Source organism: Pseudomonas sp. BF-RE-21 (assembly GCF_019947305.1).
In the GTDB taxonomy this organism is placed as follows: domain Bacteria; phylum Pseudomonadota; class Gammaproteobacteria; order Pseudomonadales; family Pseudomonadaceae; genus Aquipseudomonas; species Aquipseudomonas migulae.
This window is the reverse complement of the sequence record NZ_JAGYGF010000017.1, coordinates 15,432-40,913: the sequence shown is the minus strand read 5'-3', so window position 1 is coordinate 40,913 and position 25,482 is coordinate 15,432. Positions and strand designations below refer to the sequence as shown.

Sequence of the window (25,482 nt, the reverse complement as noted above, 5' to 3'; positions counted from 1 at the left end):
CTCGCCCTATAAACGAACCGTGAGGGCCGTTCATTAGGGCGAGCTTGTTTTGGCGCGGTAAAACCTTAGTCCTGCACCACCACCTCGCGACCAAGTGCCGTCACCACGGCGCTCAGGCATTCATCCCGTTGCAGGATATCGAAGTGGCTGGCGGCGACGGTTTGCACTTTGCGCAGCCGTGGTTGCTGACGCTCCAGCGTCGCGCGTTCGGCCGTCGGGTTGCCATCGGCCCACCAGCAGCACAGTTCGGCGCGCGGCAGCGGCAAGGTCTCGACCTGCCGCGACAGCGCCTTCAAGCGCATGCTGACCATGAACGTCTGCGCCAACTCATCGGCCCCCAGCAATGCGTAACCGCTGGCCTGTTCGCCTTCGGTGTCGATCACCGTGCGAATGATCCGCGCGACAGCGTCCTGATCACCCGTGGTTTCGGCACTCAATGCCTGGGCAATGGCTTCGCTGTCCATGCTCAAGGTTGCACCGAGGAACTCGCGCAGGTCCGCCCGCCACTCATCAACACTGGCGACAGCGTTGGCCTGGGTAGGCACAAAGCTGTCCACCAGGCCGACGAATGCCACACGCTGGCCCTGTTGTTCAAGCAGGTCGCCGACCATCAACGCCAACGCCCCGCCCAACGACCAGCCCAGCAAGTGATACGGGCCTTGCGGTTGCTTGCGGCGGATCGCCTCGACGTAGTCCGCAGCCATTTGCTGCAGCGAAGTGTCGTGCCACTGGCGGTCGAGCAACATGCGGCATTGCACGCCATACACCGTGCGCTGGCCTTCCAGTCGACGGGCCAGCGGTTCGTAGTCGAACACCGTGCCGAACCCGGCGTGCAGGCAGAACAGCACCGGTTGATCGTCCACTGGCTGGTTCAACAGCAGCAGCGGTTCCGGGCTCTGTTTGAGCGGTTGCTCATCGACACCGGACAACCCGGCGATGGTCGGTTTGGCCATCATGTCGCGCAGTTTCAACTGGAATCCCGGCTCATTCAGCGCCCGCACCTTCGAGATCACTTTGAGGGTGCGCAGCGAGTCGCCGCCCAATTCGAAGAAGTTGTCGGTGATGCCGACTTTGTCGACGCCCAGCACTTGCTGCCAGATCTCGACCAGCGCCCATTCCAGCGGTGTGCGCGGGGCCACGTAGTCGCGGCCCTCGAAGGTCGGGTCGGGCAAGGCCTTGCGGTCGAGCTTGCCGTTCGGTGTCAGCGGGAAACGCGGCAACACCACGACCTGCGTCGGCACCATGTAATCCGGCAGGCTTTCACGCAGGGCCGCCTGGCAACGCAGGCCCAGGCCGTCGTCTTCAACCGCGACCACATAGCCGATCAGTTGCGGCCCCTGCCCGCCGTCACGCACCACCACCAGCGCGTCATTGACCCCGACTTGCTCACGCAGACGAGCTTCGATTTCCCCCAGTTCGATGCGGAAGCCGCGCACTTTGACCTGATGGTCGATGCGCCCCACGTAATCGAACACGCCATCCTCGCGGCGGCGCACCAGGTCACCGGTGCGGTACAAACGGCCGCCGTCACTGCTGAACGGATCGGCGACGAAACGCTCGGCGGTTTGCCACGGGTGACGATGGTAGCCACGCGCAACGCCACGACCGCCGATGTACAGTTCGCCGACCATGCCCACCGGCAACGGATTGAGGTCCATGTCCAGCACATGCAGGCTGCGGGTGCCGACGCGGCGGCCAATCGGCGCATACATCGCCTCGCAGTGACCGTCGGCAGCGATTTTCCACAGCAGCGGCGTAACCACGGTTTCCGTCGGGCCGTAACCGTTCACCAGGTATTGCGGCTTGAGCGTGTGCTTGACCCGTTCGAACGTGGCGTCCGGCACCGCATCGCCACCGAAGCAATAGATGCGCACCGGCGGTGGGTTACCGCCCTGCAACTCGGCGTGTTCGGCCAGTTGCAGTAAGTACGCCGGCGGGAAGCAGGCGACGCTGATGCGCTGACGGTGCAACACCGCCAGGGTCTGTTCGGCGGTCCACAAGGTGTTGTCACGCACCACCAGGGTCGAGCCGCTGATCAGCGCGGTGATCCAGCGTTCATGGGCACCGTCGAAGGCGAACGACATGAAATGCAGTTCGCGATTGCCCGGGTCCATTTCGTACAGCTCGGCAATCGCCTGCACGTGCATGCTCAACGGCCCGTGAGCCACGGCTACGCTTTTCGGCTTGCCGGTCGAGCCCGAGGTGTAAATCAGGTACGCCAGTTGCTCCGCGTGCACATTTAGCAGTGGCGCCGACACCTCGACGTCGAGGTTCAAGCGATCCACGGCGACCATCGGCGTGCCCGGATTAAGCTGCGCGGTGTCACGCAAACGCTCCTGGGTCAGCAGCAAACACATGTCGCTGTCGGCCATCATGTAACGCAGGCGTTCCTGCGGGTATTGCGGGTCCAGCGGCACGTACGCGGCGCCGCACTTCATCACCGCCAGCAGCGAAACCACCAGTTCCAGCGAGCGCTCCATGAACACGCCGATCACGTCTTCGGCCTGCACGCCCTGCTCCAGCAGGTGCACCGCAAGTGCGTCGGAACGACGATCCAGCTCGGCATAACTCAGGTGTTCAGCATCGCGGTCGGCGTAGCTGAGCACCAACGCGGTGTGCTCCGGTTGCAGCCGCGCTCGCTCACGGATCAGCTCGTGCACCGGCCGTTCGTGGTCGTCGGCCAGCGTCGGCAGCTCGCCGTCCAGTTGCCGACCTTGGTCCAGCGTCAGCAAACCGATCTCGCCCACGGCGCGCCCGGCGTTGTCGCACAGACGCTGCATCAGGCTTTCCATGTGGCTGCGCAGCACTTCAACGGTGGCGAGGTCGAACTGATCGCGCTGGTGCATGTACTCGATGCGCAACCCTTCATCGAGGCTGACCATCAAGTCCATCGCAAAGCTGGTCAGGCCGAAGTCGGAGACATCTTCGAAACGCAGGGAATCGCCGTTCCACTCGCGCAACGTGCGGTCCACCGGCTGGTTTTCGAAAACGATGATGCTGTCGAACAGCGACTGCCCGCCCTGCCCGGCCCAGCGTTGAATGTCGCTGAGCGGGGTTTGCTGGAAGTCGCGGATGTCGAGGTTGTAGGCCTGGATCTCGCGCAGCCAGTCACCGACGCTCGCTTCGGTCGGCACGCTGTTGACCACCGGCAAGGTGTTGATGAACAGCCCGAGCATGTTCTCCGAACCGTTGAGGGTTTCCGGTCGGCCCGACACCGTGGCGCCGAACGTCACCGTGCGCTGGCCGGTATAACGCTGCAACAGCAGCAGCCACGCGGCTTGCACCAGGGTGTTGAGCGTGACTTGCTGTTGCTGGGCAAACGCCTGCAAACGTGCGGTCTGCTGCGCATTCAGGTGCGTGTAAATCGCGTGATAACCCGCTTGCGGCGCCTTCACCGGTAATGCGCGGGCCAGGTGCGTGGCACCTTCGAGGGCATTGAGTTTGTCTTTCCAGAACGCTTCGCTGGCCTCGGCGACTTGCTGGCCGAGCCAGTCGATGTAGTCGCGATAGGCGGCCACCGGTTCCTGTGCGTCGCCACTGTAATGACGCAGCACTTCACCGATCAGGCGCGACACACTCCAGCCGTCCATGAGGATGTGGTGATAGGTCCAGATCAGGCGATAACGGTCGTCTTCCAGACGCACCAGCAGCAGGCGCAGCAACGGCGCACGGTTCAGCAAGAAGCCACGTTCACGTTCATCGGCGGCCAATTGGCGCACACGCTCGACCTGGTTATCCAGACCGCGCCAGTCCAGCTCGGTCAGCAGCGCCGGCGCATTGCGCAACACCACTTGCAGCGGCTCCTTGTCGCCCTCCCACAGGAACGCGGTGCGCAGGATCGCGTGACGCTGCGCGGCGTCGGCCCAGGCTTCACGGAAACGCGGACCGTCAACGCCACGCACGCCCACTTCGATCTGGTTGACGTACAGCCCCGAGTCGCCGTCCTGCACCGAGTGGAACAGCATGCCCTGCTGCATCGGCGACAGTGGATAAACGTCGTCCACCTCATCTGCCGTCAATGCCAGCGCCTGATATTGCGCTTCGCTCAGCTCGATCTTCAGCGCCGGTGCAGCAACTACCGGCGCGGCTTCCTCGGCGTCCACAGCCTGGGCGACGGTCGCCAGTTCAGCGATGGTCGGGTGACTGAACACGTGCTTCGGCGAAATGCTCAGGCCGGCCTTGCGCGCACGGCTGACCGCCTGGATCGACACGATGGAGTCGCCACCCAGCTCGAAGAAGTTGTCCTGAATCCCGACCGGCACTTCGAACAGCGCCTTCCAGACCTCTTGCAATGTCGCCTCCACGGCATTGCGCGGCGCGATGTATTCACGAACCTGCTGATCGGGTTGCGGCAACGCGCGGCGATCCAGTTTGCCGTTCGGCGTCACCGGCAGTTGCTCCAGCAACATCACATGACTCGGTTGCATGTGCTCGGGCAACGCGTTGCGCAGGTGCTGTTTGAGCCCGTCGAGCACCAACGACTGGCCGACCACGTAAGCCACCAGTTGCTTGGACTTGCCGACATCCAGCGCGATCACCACCGCCTCGCGCACCTGCGGATATTCCAACAGGCAGGCTTCGATTTCACCCAGTTCGATACGCAAGCCACGGATCTTCACTTGATGGTCGATGCGGCCGACGTATTCGATCACGCCGTCATCGCGATAACGCGCCAGGTCGCCGGTGCGATACAGCCGCTCGCCCCGTGTACTGAACGGGCTGGCAACAAAACGCTCAGCCGTCAGGTCCGGACGGCGATGGTAACCCCGCGCCAGACCGATGCCGCCCAAGTACAGCTCACCGACGCAGCCCGCCACTTGCGGTTGCAGGCTGTCGTCGAGAATGTAGGTCACCAGGTTGGCAATCGGGTAGCCGATCGGCACGCTGATCGAGCCGTCATCGACGCACGTCCAGTGGGTCACGTCGATGGCCGCTTCGGTCGGCCCGTACAGGTTGTACAAACCAACGCAGGGCAGCACGCGGAACAGGCTGTTCTGCAAATCCGCCGACAGCGCTTCACCGCTGCACATGATCTGCCGCAGGCTGGCGCAACGCTCAAAGCCCTCGCCCTGAACAAATGCCTGCAACATCGACGGCACGAAATGCAGGGTGCTGACCTGATATTGCTCGATCAAACGCACCAGCTGCGCCGGGTCGCGATGGGCGCCCGGTTCGGCGACCGCAAGGCGCGCGCCAACCATCAGCGGCCAGAAGAACTCCCACACCGACACGTCAAAACTGAACGGTGTCTTTTGCAGTACGGTGTCGCGACCGTCCAGCGGGTATGCGCCCTGCATCCACTCAATGCGGTTGAACAACGCATCGTGACGGTTGGCCGCGCCCTTCGGTTTACCGGTGGAGCCGGAGGTGTAAATCATGTAGGCCAGCGATTGCAGCTCGACCACGCACGGCAGGTTTTCGTCGCTCAAGCCTTCGACCAGCTGAGCGCTGTCGTCCAGGCAGATCGCCGTGGTCCCGGCCGGAATCGGCAATTGCGCCAGCAGATGATGCTGGGTCAACAACACGTGCACGCCGCTGTCCTCGAACATGTGGTCCAGGCGCTCGCGCGGGTAATCCGGGTCCAGCGGCACGTAGGCGCCACCGGCCTTCATGATCGCGAGCAAACCGATCACCAGTTCCAGCGAACGCTCGGCGGCAATCCCCACCAGCACTTCGGCGCCGACCCCTTGGGCGCGCAGGTAGTGCGCCAGTCGGTTGGCCTGCTGGTTGAGTTGGCGATACGTCAGGCTCTGCCCGGCAAACACCAACGCCTGGGCGTCCGGGGTTTTCAGCACCTGGGCTTCGAAGCACAGGTGGACCGGGCGCACGTCGGGCCAGGTCACGGCGGTGTCGTTGAAGCCTTGCACTTGTTGCTCGGTCTGCGCGGCGTCGAGCAGGCTCAGGCGGCCCAAGGCTTGTTGCGGTTCGCGCACCATGGCATCGAGCAACGCCACCAGACGCTTGCTCAGGCCGTCGATGGCCTCGGCGGTAAACAGCGCGGTGTCGTAATTGAAACGCAGGTCCAGGCACTCGCCAAGCTCGGCGGCGATGGCCAGCGGGAAACTGGTTTGATCATGATTGCTGATACCCGAGAACTTCAGCGCACTCGGATTACCGCCCTCCAGCGCCTCGGCGACCGGGTAGTTTTCGAACACCAGCAGCGTGTCGAACAATGCCTCGCCGGAATGCCCGGCCCAACGCTGCACATCCGCCAGCGACGTGTATTCGACATCGCGCAGTTTGAGGTTCAGCGCCTGCACCTCGTCCACCCATTGGCTGACCGTGCGCTCAGGATGTGGCGTGGCGATCACCGGCAAGGTGTTGATGAACAGGCCGACTTGCTGCTCGATCCCCTGCAACTCGCTCGGACGACCCGACACCGTGGCGCCGAACGCGACGGTGCGCTGGCCGGTGTAGCGCTGCAACAGCAACAGCCACGCCGCTTGCAGCAAGGTGTTCGGCGTCACGCGGGCCTGACGGGCAAAGCCGCTCAGGCGTTCGCTGGCCGCCCGGTCCAGGCTCAGGTGAACGGTGCGATGACCGTCGCCCTGCCCTGCGACCGGTCCCGGCATCGCGCCGGCCAAACGGGTCGGCTCGTTGAACGCCTGCAACTGCTCCAGCCAGAACGCTTCGCACGCGGCCCGATCACGCCCGCCCAGCCACGTCATGTAATCACGATAACGACCGCCGCTCGCCACCGGCATCACGCCGGAGTAACGCTGCAACACTTCGCCGAACAGCTGCGAGGTGCTCCAGCCGTCCAGCAGAATGTGGTGGTTGGTGAAAATCAGGTGATGGGTGTCGTGCGCGGTCTGCACCAGGGTCAGGCGCAGCAACGGCGCGGCTGTCAGGTCGAAACCGCGCAGGCGATCGTCTTCGGCCAGACGGTCCAGGGCGTGTGCCTGATCCGCTTCACTGCGCCAATCAAGCACGGTCACCGGCAACGTGGCGTTGGCCAGAATCACTTGCAGCGGGCGCGAGCCATTGCTCTCGCTGAAGAACGCGGCGCGCAACACTTCATGGTTTTCCAGCGTCTGCTGCCAGGCGCTGCGGAACGCTTCGACGTCGATGCCCTGCACGTCCACGCGCATCTGCGGGATGTAGGCGCCGGCATCCGGAGCGAACAGGCTGTGGAACAACATGCCTTCCTGCATCGGCGACAGCGGGAAGATGTTTTCGATCTCACGCGCCGCCAGCGGCAGTGCATCGAGCTGCGCCTGATCGACGCGGACCAGCGGCACGTCACTCGGCGTCAGGCCACCGGCACCGCTGAGGCAATGTTCGATCAGTCGTTGCAGCTCAGCGGCATAGGCGTCGGCCAGGCGCTGCACGGTGTGCTCGGCAAACACGTCGCGGCTGAAGGTCCAGCTCAGGCGCAATTGCCCGGCGTAAACCTGACCGTTAATGCTCAGGCCACGGTCCAGCGCGGCCGAAGCGCCCTGCTCGGCGCCACCGCTTTCACGGGCCGGGCGCCACGGTGCCTGCTCATCGAAACTGGCATCGAACTGGCCCATGTAGTTGAACGTGACTTGCGGTTGCGGCAGATCCTCAAGACCGGCCTGCGCCAGATACCGCAGGATGCCGAAACCAATGCCTTTGTCCGGCACGGCGCGCAGCTGTTCCTTGACCGCCTTGATACTCCCGGCCAGATCACTGGCCGGGGTCAACTTGACCGGGAAAATCGAGGTGAACCAGCCCACGGTGCGGGTCAGGTCGATGTCGTCGAACAGGTCTTCACGACCATGACCTTCCAGTTTGACCAGGGTCGATGGCTGGCCGGTCCAGTTGCCCAACACCCGCGACAACGCCGTCAGCAACAGGTCGTTGACCTGCGTGCGGTACGCCGCTGGGGCGTCTTGCAGCAGTTGGCGGGTGAAGGTGCTGTCGAGCACGGTTTCCACGCTCACGGCGTGTTGGCTGGCGAGGCTGCCTTGCGGATTATCGGCGGGCAGGTCCACCACCACGTCGTGGTATTGGCGCTGCCAGTAAGCCGCTTGGCTCGCCAGTTCGGGACTTTGCGCATGGGTTTGCAAACGTGCCGCCCACGCTTGATAGGCGCTGGATTTGGCCGGCAGGCGCACAGGTTGAGCCTGAAGCGCCTGGTCGTAGGCCGTTTGCAAATCTTCGAGCAACAGACGCCAGGACACACCGTCCACCGCCAAATGATGCACCACCAGCAGCAAGCGCTGACTGGCCGCGCCCATGTCCACCAGCAAGGCGCGCAACAATGGGCCATCGTGCAAATTCAGGCTGGCCTGTGCGGCGTTGCAGTGCTCAAGCAGCTCGTCGGCGTTCGCGGCCTGACGCTGCCACAACAATTCGGCGCTGCTCCAGTGCTCGGCCTGAGCCTGTTGCCACACGCCATTCACTTGACTCAATCGCAGGCGCAATGCGTCGTGATGTTCCAGCAACGCGGCCAATGCCTGTTGCAGGCACGCGCTGTCGAGCGGCTCGCGAAGTTCCAGCAGCACCGATTGGTTCCAGTGGTCCCGGGCCTCGATGGCCTGCTCGAAAAACCAGTGCTGGATCGGTGTCAGCAGCACATCACCGCGCACCGGGCCCTGATCGATGAGCAGACCGGCGCTGCGCTGCGCGACCTTCGCCAGACTCTGCACGGTCTGGTGTTGAAACAGGTCACGCGGGGTGATGCGAATCCCGGCCTGACGCGCACGGCTGACCACCTGAATCGAGATAATCGAATCACCGCCCAGTTCGAAGAAGTTGTCGTCGATCCCCACGCGCTCAAGCTTGAGCACGTCTTGCCAGATCGCCGCCAACTCGGCTTGCAGGTCGTCCACCGGCGCCGTGTAAACCTGCTGCGCCAAGGCAGCATCAGGCTTGGGCAACGCGTTGCGGTCGAGCTTGCCGTTGCTGGTCAGCGGCCACTGATCAAGCTTGAGCAAATGCGCCGGCACCATGTAATCCGGCAGCCCCGCTTGCAAATGTTCACGCAGCGCCTGACGCAAATCGGCGACGTCCTGGGTGACGGTGAACCAGGCGACCAGTTGCTGACTGCCATTGATCTCGGGCGCCAGCACCAGCGCCTGTTCAATGGCCGGGTGACTTTGCAGGCGGTCCTGAATTTCCCCCAGCTCAATGCGGAAGCCACGAATCTTCACTTGATGGTCGATGCGTCCGGCGTACTCGATACTGCCATCGGCGCAATAGCGCGCCAGATCGCCGGTGCGATACAGGCGTGCACCCGCCTCGGCGGCGAACAGGTCCGGGACAAACCGCGTGGAGGTCAGATCGGCGCGCTGGTGATAACCCCGCGCCAGACCGGCACCGCCGACGTACAGCTCGCCGACGCAACCCTTGGCCACCGGGTTCAAGCGTGGGTCGAGCACGTACCAGCGCAGGTCGGCAATCGGCTCGCCCAGCGGCGAGCTGTTGGCACCGTCGAGGTCGGCGCGGGACAACGGCCGGTAGGTCACGTGCACCGTGGTTTCGGTGATGCCGTACATGTTGATCAGCAACGGCTGCTGCTCGTCGAACGCGTCGTACCACGGACGCAGGCTCGCGACGTCCAGCGCCTCGCCGCCGAACACCACATAACGCAGGGCCATGCCCTGGGCATTGGCGCAGGCAAACGGCATCAGTTGACGGAACGCAGACGGGGTCTGGTTGAGCACCGTGACCCGCTCATCACACAGCAGGCGGGCGAACTCTTCCGGGGAACGGCTGATGGCGTGCGGCACCACCACCAGCTTGCCGCCGTAGAGCAGCGCACCAAAGATTTCCCATACCGAGAAGTCGAAGGCGTAGGAATGGAACAGGCTCCAGACATCGTTCGCGTTGAAACCGAACCAGTGTTCGGTGGCGCTGAACAGGCGGGTCAGGTTGCTGTGCGGCAACAAGGTGCCTTTGGGTTTGCCGGTGGACCCGGAGGTGTAGATGACGTACGCGAGGTTTTCCGGGCGGGTCAGGTTCGGCAGATTCTCGACGGACGCTTCATTCAGCCAGTCGCTGGCGTGGTCGAGGCAAATCACTTCGATGCCTTCGGACAACGGCAGGCGCGGCAGCAGCGCGGAATCGGTCAGCAGCCAGCGCGTGCCGCTGTCGGCGAGCATGTAGGCCAGACGATCCTGCGGGTATTCCGGGTCCAGCGGCACGTAGGCGCCGCCGGCCTTGAGGATCGCCAGCACGCTGACGATCATTTCCAGCGATCGCTCCAGCGCGATCCCCACCAACACATCCGGCCCGACGCCGCGTTCGCGCAGACGCTGGGCGATGCGGTTGGCCTGTTGGTTCAGTTGCGCGTAGCTGAGGGTCGCGCCATCGCAGGTCACCGCGATGTTGTGCGGGTGCGCGGCGGCCTGGGCTTCGATCAGTTGATGCGCGCACAGCGTGTTCGTGGCTTGCGAAGCGGCGCTGCGGTTCCAGTCTAGCAACGTGGCGTGCTGCTCGGTTGCGGCGAGCATGTTCAGGTCGGCCAAGGCGACCGAGCCATCGGCGCAGATGGCTTGCAACAGATTCAGCCAATGCTGGCCGAGACGCTCGATGGTCGAAGCGTCGAACAATTCGGTGGCGTACACGAACGAGGCGTGGATGCCGTCGTCGCTCTCCACGGTGTCGAGCATCAGCTCGAACTTGGTGGTCTTTTCATCCCAGATCAACGGCTCGACGCTCAGGCCCGGCAAGTCCCAGCGCTGTTCGCCGCCGGCATCGCGCTGGTGGTTGAACATCACCTGGAACAACGGCGTGTGGCTCAGGCTGCGCTCAACATCCAGGCCATCGACCAACTGTTCAAAAGGCAAATCCTGATGCGCCTGCGCGCCCAGTGCCGCCGTCTTGACCTCGGCCAGCAACTGCAAAAATGGCTGATCGGCATGGGGTTGGGTCCGCAGCACCTGGGTGTTGACGAAAAAGCCCAGCAGGTTTTCCACGTCTTGGCGGGTACGGTTGGCAATCGGCACGCCGACGCGAATGTCCCGTTCGCCGCTGTAGCGATGCAACAGGGCTTGCAACGACGCCATCAGCACCATGAACAGCGTGCAGCCTTCGCGACGGGCGAGATCTTTCAGAGCCGACGCCAGGGCCGCCGGCACATTCAGCTCGACGCTGGCGCCCTGCTGGCTCGGGATCGCCGGGCGACGACGGTCGGCCGGCAGGTTCAGTGGCGGGTGCTCGCGACCCAATTGTTCACGCCAGTAAGCAAGCTGACGCTCGGCCTCGCCGGCCTCCAGCCACAGGCGCTGCCAACGGGCGAAATCGGCGTACTGAATGCCCAGCTCCGGTAGCTGCGGCGCTTGCCCGGCACTGAGTTGCGCGTAGAGCTGGGTGAATTCCTGCAACAGAATCGGCAGCGAACCGCCGTCGGTGACGATGTGATGGAACGTCAGCACCAGCACATGCTGCTGCGCGTCGAGGCGGATCAACCGGCACCGCATCAGCGGACCGTTCTGCAAATCGAATGGCTGCTCGGCGTTGAGGCCGACCTGGCGATGCAGTTCGGCCTCGTCGGCGGCGTTTGCCTCGACCAGCGGCGCGTCCATCTGCGGGTGGATTTTTTGCAGCACCTGCTGCTCATCGAACACGAAGGTGGTGCGCAGCACTTCATGACGTTGCACCAGCGCGGCGAGGGTTTGCGCCAGCGCGGCGCGGTTCAGCTCACCGCTGAGGCGAAAGGCACCGGTCAGGTTGTACGCGGTCGCCTGTGGCTGCATCTGCCACAAAAACCACAAGCGCTGCTGCGCGTACGATGCCGGCAGCGTGTCGACCGCCGGGTCCCTTGGCGGGATCGGCAGCAGCTCAAGGGTCAGGCCTTGCGCGTGCATCTTTTCTTGCAAGGCACGCCGCGCGTCCAGGCTCAAGCCGCAGAAACGCTGGGCCAGGGTCATCATTCTGTCCGGTGCAACACTCATCGCGTGTGTTCCTCATCCACTTCGTCGAACAACGCTTCCAGCGCGTCTACATCGTTTTCTTTGTGTTCACTGTGCTGACGGAACTGCTCGATTTCCGCCGCCAGGCGTTCCAGGGTGTCGCCCTCGAAGAACAGCTTCAGCGGGATCGCCAGGTTCAGTTCTTCCTGAATCCGCGCACGAATCCGCGTTGCCAACAGCGAGTGGCCGCCGAGCTCGAAGAAGCTGTCGTGCACGCCGACCCGCTCCACGTGCAGCGCTTCGGCCCAGATCGCCGCCAGGACTTTTTCCAGATCGGTGCGCGGGGCGACGAAGGCACTGCGGCGCACGTCGAGGTCGAGCAAGGCCTGGCGGTTGAGTTTGCCGTTGGGCATCAGCGGGAAACGTTCCAGCACCTGCAAGCGCGCAGGTTGCATGTGCTCCGGCAGCGCTTCGCTGAGGTGGCTGCGCAATTCGTTGAGGCGGATGTCGGCGGTGTCGGCCGGGGAAATCACGAAGCCCAGCAGTTGCGGACCGGTCGGCGTTTCACGGGCGATGACGGCGGCGCCTTCGATGCCGGGGGCGCTGCGCATCGCGGATTCGATCTCACCCAGTTCGATGCGGAAGCCACGGATTTTCACTTGATGATCGACCCGGCCGAGGTACTCCAGCACACCATCGGCGCGGTAGCGTGCGAGGTCGCCGGTGCGGTACAGGCGTTGACCGGTGTGCTTCGCAAACAGGTCGGGCACAAAACGTTCGGCGGTCAGCGTGGCACGCTTGAGATAGCCACGGGCAATGCCGGCGCCGCCGACATACAGCTCACCTTCGACGCCCACGGCCACTGGCATCAGGTCCGGGCCCAGCACGTGAATGCGCATCCCCGGAATCGGCTGGCCAATCGGGATGGTGTCGTCGTCCTGACCGAGCGGCAGTTCCCACGCCGAGCACCAGACCGTGCCTTCGGTCGGGCCGTATTCGTTGACCAGCGCCACTTGCGGCAAGGCCTCGCGATGTCGTGCGACCAAGGCGTTGCTGCACGCTTCGCCGGCCACGATCACGCACGCCAGGGCATGGCTGTCGAGGTGCTCCAGAATCTGTGCGTGGTAAGACGGCAAGGTCAGGTAGTGGGAAACCTCTTCACGCTGGATCAGCGCCGCCAGCAGCGCCGGGTCCTTGTAGCTGTCTTCGTCCGGCAGGCACAGGGTCGCGCCCTGCCCCAACGCCCAGAAAACCCCGGCCACCGAGCTGTCGAAGGAGAACGAAGAAAGCATCAGGAACGCGCGTAACGGCTGACGATAGAACGCACTGCGTGCCAGGGTCGAGGCCACCGCGTTGGCGTGACTGATCATCACGCCCTTGGGCTTGCCGGTGGAGCCGGAGGTGTAAATCACGTACGCGAGATTGGCGCTGTCGCCCAGCGGCGATGGCTGCTCTTGTGAGGCGAACCAGACTTCGGCCTGCGGCATCAGCGAAATCACCCGCTCGCCATGCAACGCTTCCGGCAGCGGCTGACAGGCCAGCACCTGACGTGCAGCGGCGTCTTGCAACATGAACGCCAGACGCTCGATCGGGTAGTTCGGATCGAGCGGCAGGTAAGCGGCGCCGGCCTTGAGCGTGCCCAGCAGCGCAATAACGATTTCCAGCGAACGCTGACCGTAGACCGCAACGATTTCATCCGGTGCCACGCCTTGGGCGCGCAGGGTATTGGCGACCTGGTTGGAGCGTGCATCCAGTTCGGCGTAGCTCAGGCGTTGGCCATTGACGCTGACGGCGATGCGCTGCGGATGCAGGCGTGCCTGTTCGGTGAACAGGTCTTGCAGGTAACGATGAGGCAGTACTTGCTCGGCGGCCAGCGGGTTGAAGTCTTCGATCAAGCGGGTCAGTTGCACCGCGTTGACCTGAGTGGCCTGGCCCAGGGTCAGCTCTTGCGAGGTCAGCAACTGGCGGCTGAATTCGACAAACTGTTCCAGCCACGCTGCCAGCATCGACTCGGGCACCGCGCCGGCCAGGCACGACAGCTGCAACTGTTCGCCTTGAACCCGCAGGCGCAGGACTTCCGGGTTGGCATCGTCCACTTCAATGTTCGCGTCGGCATCGGCCTGATACACCAGGCCATAACGCAGCGGCGTCGCGACTTCAGCGCTCAGTTCGAACTCGTTGAGGCAGTCGAGCCAGGACAGCGATTGCTCGACGTTGCCAGCAAACGAGGCCAGCGCTTGCGCCAGGGTTTCGTGGCTGCGGTGATCGAACGCCACTGGCAAACGACGGGCGAAACGCCCCAAGGTCGCTTCGGTCTGCTCGTTGCGCCCGGCCACTTCCCAGCCCATCAGCAACTTTTCCTGATTGCCGATGCGCGCCACGAACGCGCTCCACAACAGCAACGCCACGCGCTGCGCTTCGACGCCCTGAGCGGCGGCCAGCCGTTGCACATCAGCCAGCCATGCCGCGTCATCAAGCGTCGCCTGATGGCGAGCCAGCGTCACTTCAACAGCCTTTTCAAAAGGCAGATGATGGGCCTGCGCGAACTGCTGTTGCAGGTTGCGCCAGAACGCGGCGCCTTGATGGCCGATGTCTTCTTCGCGCAGTTCTTCCTGCCACGCGGTGTAATCCAGGTACTGCAAGTCTTCCTGATTGTCGGCCAGTGTTTCGCCGCGCAACAGGCTCGCCAGCTCCGCCGACAGCACCCGCAGCGATGCTTCATCGAGGCTGCTGGCCAGCGCCAGCAAGGTGACGAAATGCTGACCGTCCGTGGTGTCCACTGGCGCCACCACCAGCACCCGATCCGGCGCCTCAGCCAGGGTTTCGCGGCTGCGACTCAGCGCTTCATCCAGGGAAGACACGCGCCCCAACAACGCGACCGGCAACTCGTCGCACAGGCTCTGTACCGGCCATTTCATCCCCGGCAAACGGCGATAGACCGTGCGCAGGGTTTCATGGCGCTGGCCCAGTTCATCCAGTGCCGCGCGCAATGCCTGCGGCTCCACAGCCTGGGCGACCGGCACGGTCAGGGCGGCGAACAGCGGCTGTCCGCCCAGCTCCTGAGCGCGCAAATAAAAGGCCTGCTGAGCCGAAGTCTGGAAAACGTCTACCGAAGGTTCGAGGGCGGTGGTGTTCATGTCGAGGGTCCTTATTCCTGATCCAGGTCGGCGCTTTTCTGCGCGATGGCCATGGCCGTGAGGATTTTTCTGTAGCCAGTGAATTCGTTGCGCGCATGCACGCTGAGGATGTTGTCCAGCAGGACCACGTCGCCCTTCTCCCAGGCGAACTCGACCATCACGTCGCGATAGATGCCTTGCAGGTGGCGGATGACGTCGTCGGGGATGGCCGAGCCGTCGCCGAAGAAGGTGTTTTGCGGCAGGTCCAGCGGGCCGAATTCACGCAGCAGGTTGTCGCGGATGCTGTCCGGCAGGGTCAGCGCGTTGAAGAAGGTGCCGTGGTTGAACCAGATGCGCTCGCCCGTCAGCGGATGGCGCACGATGGCCGGGCCGTTTTGCCGGGTGCGCAGGCGATTGCCGGACTTCCACTCGGCCTGAATGCCGATCTTGGCGCAGTAGGCTTCGACTTCGCCGCGATCTTCGCTCTGGAACACGGTTTGCCATGGCAGCCCCATGCCGTCGCCGTAGTTGCGCACGTACATGATGCGTTTACGCTGAAACTCCTCGCGCACGGCCGGGTCGATCCGCGCGAGGATTTCGCGGGTGTCGCCGAACGGTGTTTCGCCGCCGGTGGTCGAGGGCGTGTCGCAGTAGAAGTACAGGTGACGCGGGAACACCGGCGAATAGGAATGCTCGTTGTGCGGGAAGATTTTCTCCGCCGCCGGGTAATCGGTGGAGCTGTAGATCTTGAACTGACCGGTGATCTGGGTCCGTGGCGAGGCGCGGAACAGGTACTCCAGGGCGCCGTCGGAAATCGCCGCCACGCAGCGGTTGAATTCGGCGATGTCGGCCACCTGGAAGCCACGGAACAGAATCACCGCGTGATCAAGCAGCTTGCTTTCGATCAGGGCGCGATTCTCCGTCGCCCATTCCACCAGGCTCACACCAGGCACTGCCGGGCGGCACACCAGCGGCATGCTGGCACCGTCGAACATCGGCGCAAAACTCACCAGCCGGGTCGGGTCGGTGGACAGGCTCTTGCGCGCACCGCGGCCGATTTTGGGAATGGACTTGGTGGTTGAAACAGTCATAAACCCCTCCAGAAAATGATGACGGCGGCGCCCGGTTGGCGCCGCCGCAATGAATCAGTCCGCCGCGCTTTGCGTCGCCGGCGTGCCGCGACGACGCTTGATCGCCATGGGCCCGCCCAACAACGCCTTGCGCTGCTCGTTCAATCGCGCATCGGCACGGCGCTGCACCTCGGTGGCCAGTTCCAGCAGATCGCTGACCGTCAGCTCGTCGGCGCGCAACAACGCTTGCAGTACCGCCTCGATTTGTTCGAACAGGCTTTGCAGCGTGCTCGGCAAGTACTGCCCGGCGGGTGTTTCGAAACTCAGGTGAATGTGTTCGGCCTCGTTGTAGAACGCAGCGACCATGCCGATCTCGGCGGCTTGCCGGCCCGACGGGAAGTCCTCGACCAACAAGCCGTCCATGGAGGGCAAGCGACCGACGCCTTCCTGATAGATCAACTTGATGTCGAACAACGGCGAACGCCCGGCCCGACGCGGCAAGCGCAACGCTTCCACCAATCGCTCGAACGGCAGGTCCTGATGGTCCGAAGCCTCCAGAACCGCACGGCGACAGGCTTGCAAAAGTTGCCCGGCAGCCTGGTCGGCATCGACCTCCACTTGCAGCACTAATTGGTTAACGAAGAAGCCGACCATTTGTTCAAGCTCAACTTGATTTCGGTTGGCGATATCGGTGCCGATGCGCACGCGGCTGACCTCGGTGCGCTGGCGCAACACCAGGGTGAAGCCGGCCAATAGCACCATGAACAGCGACAATCCACGCTGTTGGGCGAAGTCGCGCAACTGCTGACTCAAGGTCGAATTCAAGGTGAAATGTTGGCTGGCGCCCTCCTGCGCCTGACGCTGATCGCCGTCGCCCGGCAGCTCCAGCACGGCTTGCGGCTGACTGAGGCGCGCCTGCCAGTAATCGAGCTGACGTTGCAGCTCGCCGTCCTGCTCCAGCCACTGACGCTGCCATTTTGCGAAGTCGGCGTATTGCACGACCTGCTCCGGCAACTGCGCGACGCCGCCCCGGTTGAGGGTCGGGTACAGCGTGACGAATTCATTGATCAGAATCCGGAACGACCAGTCATCTGCCGCGATGTGGTGCACCGTCAGCAGCAGCACATGCTCCTGATCCGCAACCTGCAACACCCGCACCCGCAGCAACGGCCCGTTGCGCAGATCGAACGGCCGGGCGACTTCTTCACGGGCCCGTTGCTCGGCTTCGACGTCCGGGGCCGGCAAATGCCGTAGATCGCTGATGGCGAAATCCAGCGGCAGTTCGGCGTGTACCCGCTGCCAGGCCTGGCCGTCTTCCTCATAGAACGTGGTGCGCAACACGGCGTGGCGTTGCACCAGGGTTTCGAAGGTTTGCTGCAACGCCGACAGGTTCAACGCGCCGCGCAACCGCAGGGCGCCGGGCATGTTGTACATCGAGCTGTCGGGTTCGAGGTTCCACAGGAACCACAACCGCTGCTGGGCAAAGGACAACGGCTGGCGTTCGCCGGAGTGGTCCGCCACCAGCGCCGGGCGTTCGCAGACATTGGCGGCGTGCCGCAGGCCTTGCACCTGCGCCGCGAAATCCTGCAGGCGCGGGTGCTCGAACAGGCTGCGCAAACTCACCGACAGGCCCAGGCGCTGACGAATCTGCGAGACGATCTGCGTGGCCAGCAACGAATGGCCGCCCAATTCGAAGAAGCTGTTTTCGCGATCGACACGGGCAACTTGCAACACCTGCTGCCAGATCTGCGCCAGCTCGACTTCCAGCTCACCTTGCGGTGCGGTGCCGGCCACGGCGTCCCAGACTTCGGGTGCGGGCAGCGCCGCACGGTCAAGTTTGCCGTTGCGGTTGAGCGGCAATGCGCTCATCACCACCAGTTGCGCCGGGAGCATGTAGTCCGGCAGACGCTCGCCCAACGCCTGGCGCACGGTTTCAGTGAGTTGACGGGAATCGGCGTTCGGCAACACCGGCACTACATAACCGATAAGTTGCTTGCCACCGACGCCTTCGTGCACCAGCACTGCGGCTTCGCTGATCATCGGCAAGCCTTGCAGGTGTGCTTCCAGTTCACCGAGTTCAACGCGGAAACCGCGAATTTTCACCTGATGGTCGATGCGCCCCAGGTATTCCAGCGCGCCGTCTTCGCGATACCGCGCCAGGTCACCGCTGCGGTACAAACGTGCGCCCGGCGTGGTGGAAAACGGATCGGCGATAAAGCGTTCGGCACTCAAACCCGGACGCTGGTGATAGTGCTGGGCAATGCCGGCATCACCGCCGATGCACAACTCGCCCACGCAACCGGTTGGCAGCAGATGGCCCTCGGTGTCCAGCACGTACAACGCCCGGCCGGGCAAGGCGCGGCCAATCGGCACGCCGATCAGGTTTTGCGTATCGGCCAAGGTGCACAGGTGGGTGCTGGAAACCACCGTGGCTTCGGTCGGCCCGTAGGTGTTGAGCAGACGTACGTCGCCGAGACCGGCGGCATGCCAGAGCTTCAAGCCCTCCAGCGACATGGCTTCGCCACCGACGTGAACCTGCCGCAACCGACCTTTGTCGCGCTGAGGCTGCGCGGCCCATTCCTGGGCCAGCAAATACCAGTAGGCCGCCGGCAAGTCCGCCAGGGTCACGCCCTGTTCGATGATCTGCCGGTACAAGGTGTCGGTGTCCCACAGCTCATCGCCGCGCAACACCAGCGCGGCGCCCATGCACAGCGGCGGGTAGCACTGCTCGACAAAGCCGTCGAAGCTGAACGTGGCGAATTGCAGCACGCGGTCGTCGGCACTGAGTTGCGAATAGTCCGCCGCAATCACGCAAAACTCGCGCAACGCCGCGTGGGCCAGACACACGCCTTTCGGCCGTCCGGTGGAGCCGGAGGTGTAAATCAGGTAGGCGAGGTCTTCGGCGCAGGTGAGATTGTCCGGGTTGGCCGTGGAATAGCCGGCCAGCGATGCCGTCGTCAGCGCCAGGCGCGGCAAGCCTTCGGGCAGCGCGACATCGGTCAGCAACTCGGGTTGCGCCAGCAGCAGGTCCATGCCGCTGTCTTCGATCATGTAGGCCAGGCGTTCGGCCGGGTAGTCCGGGTCCAGCGGCACGTAACCGGCGCCGGACTTGAGGATGGCCATGAGGCTGACGATCATCTGCGCATTGCGCCGCACCGACAGGCCGACCCGTTGTCCCGGCGCCACGCCGTGTTCGCGCAGGCGATGGGCGAGCTGGTTGGCCTGAGCGTTGAGCTGTGCATAAGTCAGGCGCTCGTCGCCGGCGATCACCGCCCATGCGTCGGGCGTGCGGGCCGCTTGCTGCTCGAAACGCTGATGCGCCAACAGCGGACTGTCCAGCTGCGGCGCGTCGGGACGCGATCCCAGCAAGACCTGCGCTGTTTGCTTCGCGTCCAGCAGGCTGACGGCGCCCAACACCTGCTGCGGCTGCGCAACGAATTGCTCCAGCACATGCAGCAGGTTCGCACTCAGACGATCGATCTGCGCGGCGCTGAACAACGCCCGGTCGAAACTGAATTCCAGACGCAGGCTGGCGCCGACTTCGATGCCGAGGGTCAGCGGGTAGCTGGTGATTTCGTGATTGCGCAATGCGCCGAAGGTCAGTCCCGCCGGTGCCCCCTGCTTCAGCGCTTCGGCCACCGGGAAGTTTTCGAACACCAGCAAACTGTCGAACAGCGCGTTGCCCTGCTGCCCGGCCCAGCCCTGAATGTCGTAGAGCGGCACATGCTCGAACTCGCGCAGGCTCAGGTTCAGCGCTTGCAGTTCATTGAGCCATTGGCTGACCGGTTGCGCGGACGAAGGCGTGGCAATGATCGGCAAGGTATTGATGAACAGCCCCAACTGTTGCTCGATACCCGGCAACGGTGCGGATCGCCCGGCAATCGTCGCGCCGAAGGCCACGCACGATTGGCCGGTGTAGCGCTGCAACAGCAGGCCCCATGCGCCCTGCAACAGGGTGTTGAGGGTGATTTTCTGCTGCCGGGCAAACTCTGCCAGACACTGCATGGCGGCGCTTTCAAGCGTCAGGTGATGCTCGCCCATGCCGCGCCCTTCGACCGGCGTCGGCAAGGCGTGCGCCAGCAAGGTCGGGGTTTCGAGCGCGGCCAGCGCCTGTTTCCAGAATTGTTCGCCCGCCGCCGGTGGCTGCTGCTGAATCCAGCCGAGGTAGTCGCGGTATTGCCCCAAAGGCTTGGCCAGTGTTTGCCCGGCGTAATGCTGAATCACCTCGCCGAGCAACTGCGCGTTGCTCCAGCCGTCCATGAGGATGTGATGACTGGTGTAGATCAGGTGCCAGGCGTCGCTGCTCTGGCGCACCAGCATCAGGCGGAACAGCGGCGCGGCACTGAGTTCGAAACCACGGCTGCGCTCTTCGGCGGCCAGTGCATCGAGGTCGATATCGGCCGCTTCGATCACCTGCAATTGCAGGTCGATCTGGCGATGAATCACCTGATGCGCAGCTTCCAGGCCCAACCAGTGGAAGCTGCTGCGCAGAATGTCGTGACGGTTGATCGCCGCCTGCCACGCCCGACCGAAGGCCGCCAGTTCCAGCCCCTGAATATCCAGGCGCAGTTGGTTGATATAGGCCTCGGCCTGCGGCTCATACAAGGTGTGGAACAGCATGCCCTGCTGCATCGGCGTCAACGGATAAATGTCTTCGATGGCCGGGGCTGCGACGGGCAAGGCGTCCAGCTGCGCCTGATTGATCCGTGCCAGCGGGAAGTCCGACGGCGTGACCTGGCCCGCCGGCGTTACGCAGCAGTGTTCGATCAGTGCGGTGAGTTCTTCGGTGTAGGCGTCGGCCAGTTTTTGAACGGTGCTGTCGGCGAACATGTCGCGACTGAAGCCCCATTGCAGGAAGAGTTGACCGCCATAGACCTGGCTTTCCAGCGTCAGCCAGTTGGCCAACGGCGCATCATCACCCTGGGCCTGACCGCCGCTTTCCAGCGCCGGCACGAACAGCGCGTCTTCATCGAACTGGCGGTCGAACTGGCCGAGGTAGTTGAAGGTAATGCGCGGTGCCGGCAATCCTTGCAACGCTTCACGCTGGGCCGGTTCGCCGAGGTAACGCAGCAGGCCATACCCCAGGCCTTTGTCGGGGATGGCGCGCAGTTGCTCCTTGATCGCCTTGATCGTGTTCGCCGTTTGCGCGTGAGGTTGCAGACGCACCGGGAACAGGCTGGTGAACCAACCCACGGTGCGCGTCAGGTCGAGGTCGTCGAACAGGTCTTCACGGCCATGGCCTTCGAGCTGGATCAGCGTCGAGTTGTGCCCGGTCCAGCGGCAGATCACCCGGGCCAGCGCGGTCAGCAGGAGGTCGTTGACCTGAGTGCGATAGGCCGCCGGCGCCGTTTGCAACAACTGCCGCGTCAACCCGGCGTCGAGCTTCGATTCGATTTTTTGGCCATGGCGATGCTGCAAGCTGCCCAGCGGATTTTCACACGGCAAGTCGCGGGCATCGGCGTGTTGTGCCTGCCAGTACGGCAGTTGCTGATCCAGCGTGCGGGCATGCGCTTGCAGGTGTTTGGCCCAGTGTTGATAAGCGCTGGTTTTGTCCGGCAACGTCGCGGCGCTGCCACCCGCCAATTGCGCGTAGGCCTGCTGCAGGTCTTCGAGCAGCACCCGCCAGGACACACCGTCCACCGCCAAATGGTGGACCGCCAGCAGCAGGCGTTGCGTGCCATCGTCGAGACTGACCAGCAGCGCGCGCAGCAACGGCCCTTCGGCCAGATCGAGGCTGCGTTGCGCTTCGTCGCACAGGGCCGTCAACGCCTCGGTCGACGCCGCGTGCCGCTGCCACAATCCGGCCGTTTCGACCTGTGGTCCATGAGACTGCTGCCAGCCATCGACACTCGCGGCAAACCGCAGGCGCAAGGCATCGTGATGGTTAATCAGCGCAACCAGCGCGGCTTCCAGTGCTTGCGGGTTCAGCGCCTCGCGCGGCGTCAACAGCAAGGACTGGTTCCAGTGTTGCGGTTGCGCGATGGCCTGTTCGAAGAAGTAGTGTTGCGCCGGGGTCAGCAGCACCTCACCGCTGACCGGCCCTTGGTCGATGGCACTGCGATTGTCGAACGTCGCCACCAGCGCCAGGCTGCGCACGGTCTGGTACTGAAACAGGTCGCGCGGGCTGAGACGGATGCCGGCCTGACGGGCGCGGCTGACCACTTGAATGGAGATGATCGAGTCACCGCCCAGCTCGAAGAAGTTGTCTTCGAGGCCCACACGTTCCAGGCCCAGGACGTCCTGCCAGATCTGCGCCAATGCCATCTGCATCGCATCTTGCGGCGCGACGAACGCCTGTTGTGGCGCCGCGTCCGGTTGCGGCAGGGCCTTGCGGTCGAGTTTGCCGTTGGCGGTAACTGGCAACGCGTCCAGTGGCATCAGGTAAGTGGGCACCATGTATTCCGGCAGGCTATTGAGCAGCCAGCCCTTGAGGGTTTCCGGCCACTGCGCCTCGGCGTTTTCCAGCACCAGGTACGCCACCAGATGTTTGCCGCCCTGCACCAGGACCACCGCCTCGCGCACCAGCGGATGCTGCATCAGACGGGTTTCGATTTCCCCCAGTTCGATACGCAGGCCGCGCAGTTTCACTTGATGGTCGAGGCGGCCGAGGTACTCGATCACCCCGTCGGCACGCTGGCGCACGCGGTCGCCGGTGCGGTACAAGCGTGCGCCGTCATGGAACGGGCACGGCACAAACCGCTCGGCCGTCAGCCCCGGACGCCGGTGATAACTGCGCGCCAGGCCGGCGCCGCCCAGGTACAACTCCCCCGCTACGCCCGCCGGCACCGGCAGCAACTGCGCGTCCAGAACGTGGGTGCGCAGGTTGGCAATCGGCCGGCCGATGGGCACGCTGTCGGCGCCCTCGTCAACGCAGGTCCAGTGGGTCACGTCGATGGCCGCTTCGGTCGGTCCGTACAGATTGAACAATCCGGCGCCCGGCAGCTTGGCGAACACTTGAAGCTGGGCATCCAGCGGCAGGGCTTCACCGCTGCACGCGATGCGTTTGAGGCTGGTGCAGGCTTCTACGCCCGGTTCGTGGATAAACGCCTGAAGCATCGACGGCACGAAGTGCAAGGTGCTGATGCCGAACTCGCCGATGAGGCCGATCAACCGCGCCGGTTCGCGATGCGCACCCGGCGGCGCCACCACCAGACGGGCACCGGTCATCAACGGCCAGAAGAATTCCCAGACCGACACGTCAAAACTGAACGGGGTTTTCTGCAATACCGAGTCGCTGCCGTCCAGCCCGTACGCCTGTTGCATCCAGCACAAACGGTTGACCAGCGCCGCATGGCTGTTGCCGGCGCCCTTGGGTTTGCCGGTGGAACCGGAGGTGTAAATCACATAGGCCAGGTTCAGCGGATTTACCGACACCTGCGGGCAATTTTCGCTGTAACCGGCCAGCCAGTCCTCGTCCTGATCCAGTGCGATGACCTTGATGCCCTCGGTCGGCAGCGTGTCAACCAAGGAGCTTTGGGTCAGCAACACGCCAATTGCACTGTCTTCGATCATGTAGGCCAGACGCTCCGCCGGGTATTCCGGATCGAGCGGCACGTAAGCGCCGCCGGCCTTGAGAATCGCCAACAGACCAATGACCATTTCCAGCGAACGCTCGACGGCAATCCCCACCAGCACATCGGGGCCGACACCCTGCTCGCGCAGGTAATGCGCCAATTGATTGGTGCGCGCATCGAGCTGTGCATAAGTCAGCTGACGGTCGCCAAACACCAGCGCCGGCGCCTCGGGTGTGCGCAGGGCCTGAGCGTGGATCAGTTCATGAATGCATTGCTCGACGGGATAGGTTTCGGCGGTGCGGTTCCAGTCATGCACCAGCACCTGTTGTTCATCCGCCGCCAGCATCGGCAGCTCGCCGACCCGCTGATGTGTGTCGATCACCATTGCCTGCAACAGCCGCGTCCAGTGCTGCGCCATGCGCGTGATGGTCGGTGCGTCGAACAGGTCGCTGGCGTAGGTCAGCGCGGCGTGCAGCTTGCCGCTCTTTTCATAGGTGTCGAGGGTCAGGTCGAACTGCGTGGTGCGCCCTTCCCACTCGATCGCGCCCAGCACCAGGCCGGACGCGGTGCTGATGCTGGACATGTCCGCGACCTGCGGCTGGTGGTTGTACATCACCTGGAACAGCGGCGTGTGGCTGAGACTGCGCTCCAGTTTCAGCGCTTCGACCAGACGCTCGAACGGCAAATCCTGATGGGCCTGGGCACCGAGCGCGGTCTCCTTGATGGCGCGCAGCAGATCGTCAACGCGGGTGTGGCCATCGAGCCGGGTGCGCAGCACTTGGGTGTTGACGAAGAAGCCGATCAGGCCTTCGATTTCCGCACGGTTGCGGTTGGCAATCGGCACGCCGACACGGATATCGGTCTGTCCGGTGTAGCGATGCAACAATGCGTTGAACGCCCCGAGCAACAGCATGAACAGGGTGATGTTGTGTTTCTGCGCGGTGGTGCGCAGTTGCTCGGCCAGTTGCGTGTCGACGGCGAATTCGTAGCGTGTGCCGCGATAGCTCGGCATCGCCGGGCGCGAGTGGTCGGTCGGCAATTCGAGCACCGGGTGCTCATCGCCGAGTTGCGCTTGCCAGTAATCGAGTTGGCGCGCTTGCTCGCCCGCCTCCAGCCAGCGGCGTTGCCACAAGGCGTAGTCGCTGTACTGGATCGGCAGCGGCGCGAGTTGCGGTTGTACACCGGCCTCGAAGGCGTCGTAGCAGCGGATGAACTCGTCGATCAGCACGTTCATCGACCAGCCGTCGGAGACGATGTGGTGCAGGGTCAGCAGCAGGACGTGTTCCTGCTCGGCGAGTTTGAGCAAGGTCACCCGCAGCAGCGGGCCGACGGACAAATCGAAGGGCAGCACCGATTGCTGTTCGGCCGCTTGGGCGACGGCACGTTCGCGCTCCGTTTCCGGCAAGGCGCTGAAGTCCACGTGTTTGATGATCAGCGGCGCGCTGACCGGCACTTGCAGCAAGGTGTCGTCGGCCTGGCGCTGGAACACCGTGCGCAAGGTTTCGTGACGTTCCACGAGGCTGACGAAGGCTTGCTCCAGCGCCGACAGGTTCAACGCACCAGTCAAACGCACCGCGCCCGGCAGGTTGTAGGCGCCACTTTGCGCGTCCAGTTGCCAGAGAAACCACATGCGTTGCTGGGCATACGACAGCGCCTGGCGATCCTCGGCCTCGACGCCGGCGGGAATGGGGAACCGGGCGAAATCAATGCCTTCCTTCTGCAAGGCCGCAAGGAACATCTGGCGCTTTTCCAGGGGCAACCCGATAAACCGGCGAGCAAGTTTCAAGGAGTCATCAGCATTCATTTCTAAGCATCCGGATCAGTGGCGGGAAGCACAAAGGCACGTCGTCCCTATAAAACGAATGCAGACCGGAAAAATTAGCGAATGAGAATAAGTGTCAGGAGGGAGGTATATCGCCGGATGTGAAGCGCCACAAAACAATGTGGGAGCGGGCTTGCT

Annotated in this window: 4 protein-coding genes; all 4 read right to left on the bottom strand. The window is 63.7% G+C overall.

All coding sequences use genetic code 11. The features are described from left to right. Positions 1-65: 65 nt before the first annotated feature. The 4 genes from KGB25_RS13955 to KGB25_RS13940 are packed head-to-tail and all read right to left on the bottom strand — an operon-like array spanning position 66 to position 25,326. Complete coding sequence (locus tag KGB25_RS13955) at positions 66-11,864, bottom strand: amino acid adenylation domain-containing protein (RefSeq protein WP_223435288.1); 11,799 nt, start codon at positions 11,862-11,864, stop codon at positions 66-68. Then, positions 11,861-14,959: a non-ribosomal peptide synthetase gene (locus KGB25_RS13950; protein ID WP_223435284.1), complete on the bottom strand. Its 3,099-nt coding sequence runs from the start codon at positions 14,957-14,959 to the stop codon at positions 11,861-11,863. Before KGB25_RS13950 ends, KGB25_RS13955 begins: the two co-directional genes overlap by 4 nt. A gap of 11 nt (positions 14,960-14,970) precedes the next feature. Next, positions 14,971-16,029 (bottom strand): TauD/TfdA family dioxygenase, encoded by a 1,059-nt coding sequence (locus KGB25_RS13945; protein WP_008032309.1) that lies wholly within the window; start codon positions 16,027-16,029, stop codon positions 14,971-14,973. Between the two features lie 54 nt (positions 16,030-16,083). Then, positions 16,084-25,326, bottom strand: coding sequence for a non-ribosomal peptide synthetase (locus KGB25_RS13940; RefSeq protein ID WP_223435282.1), 9,243 nt, complete (start codon positions 25,324-25,326; stop codon positions 16,084-16,086). Positions 25,327-25,482 lie beyond the last annotated feature (156 nt).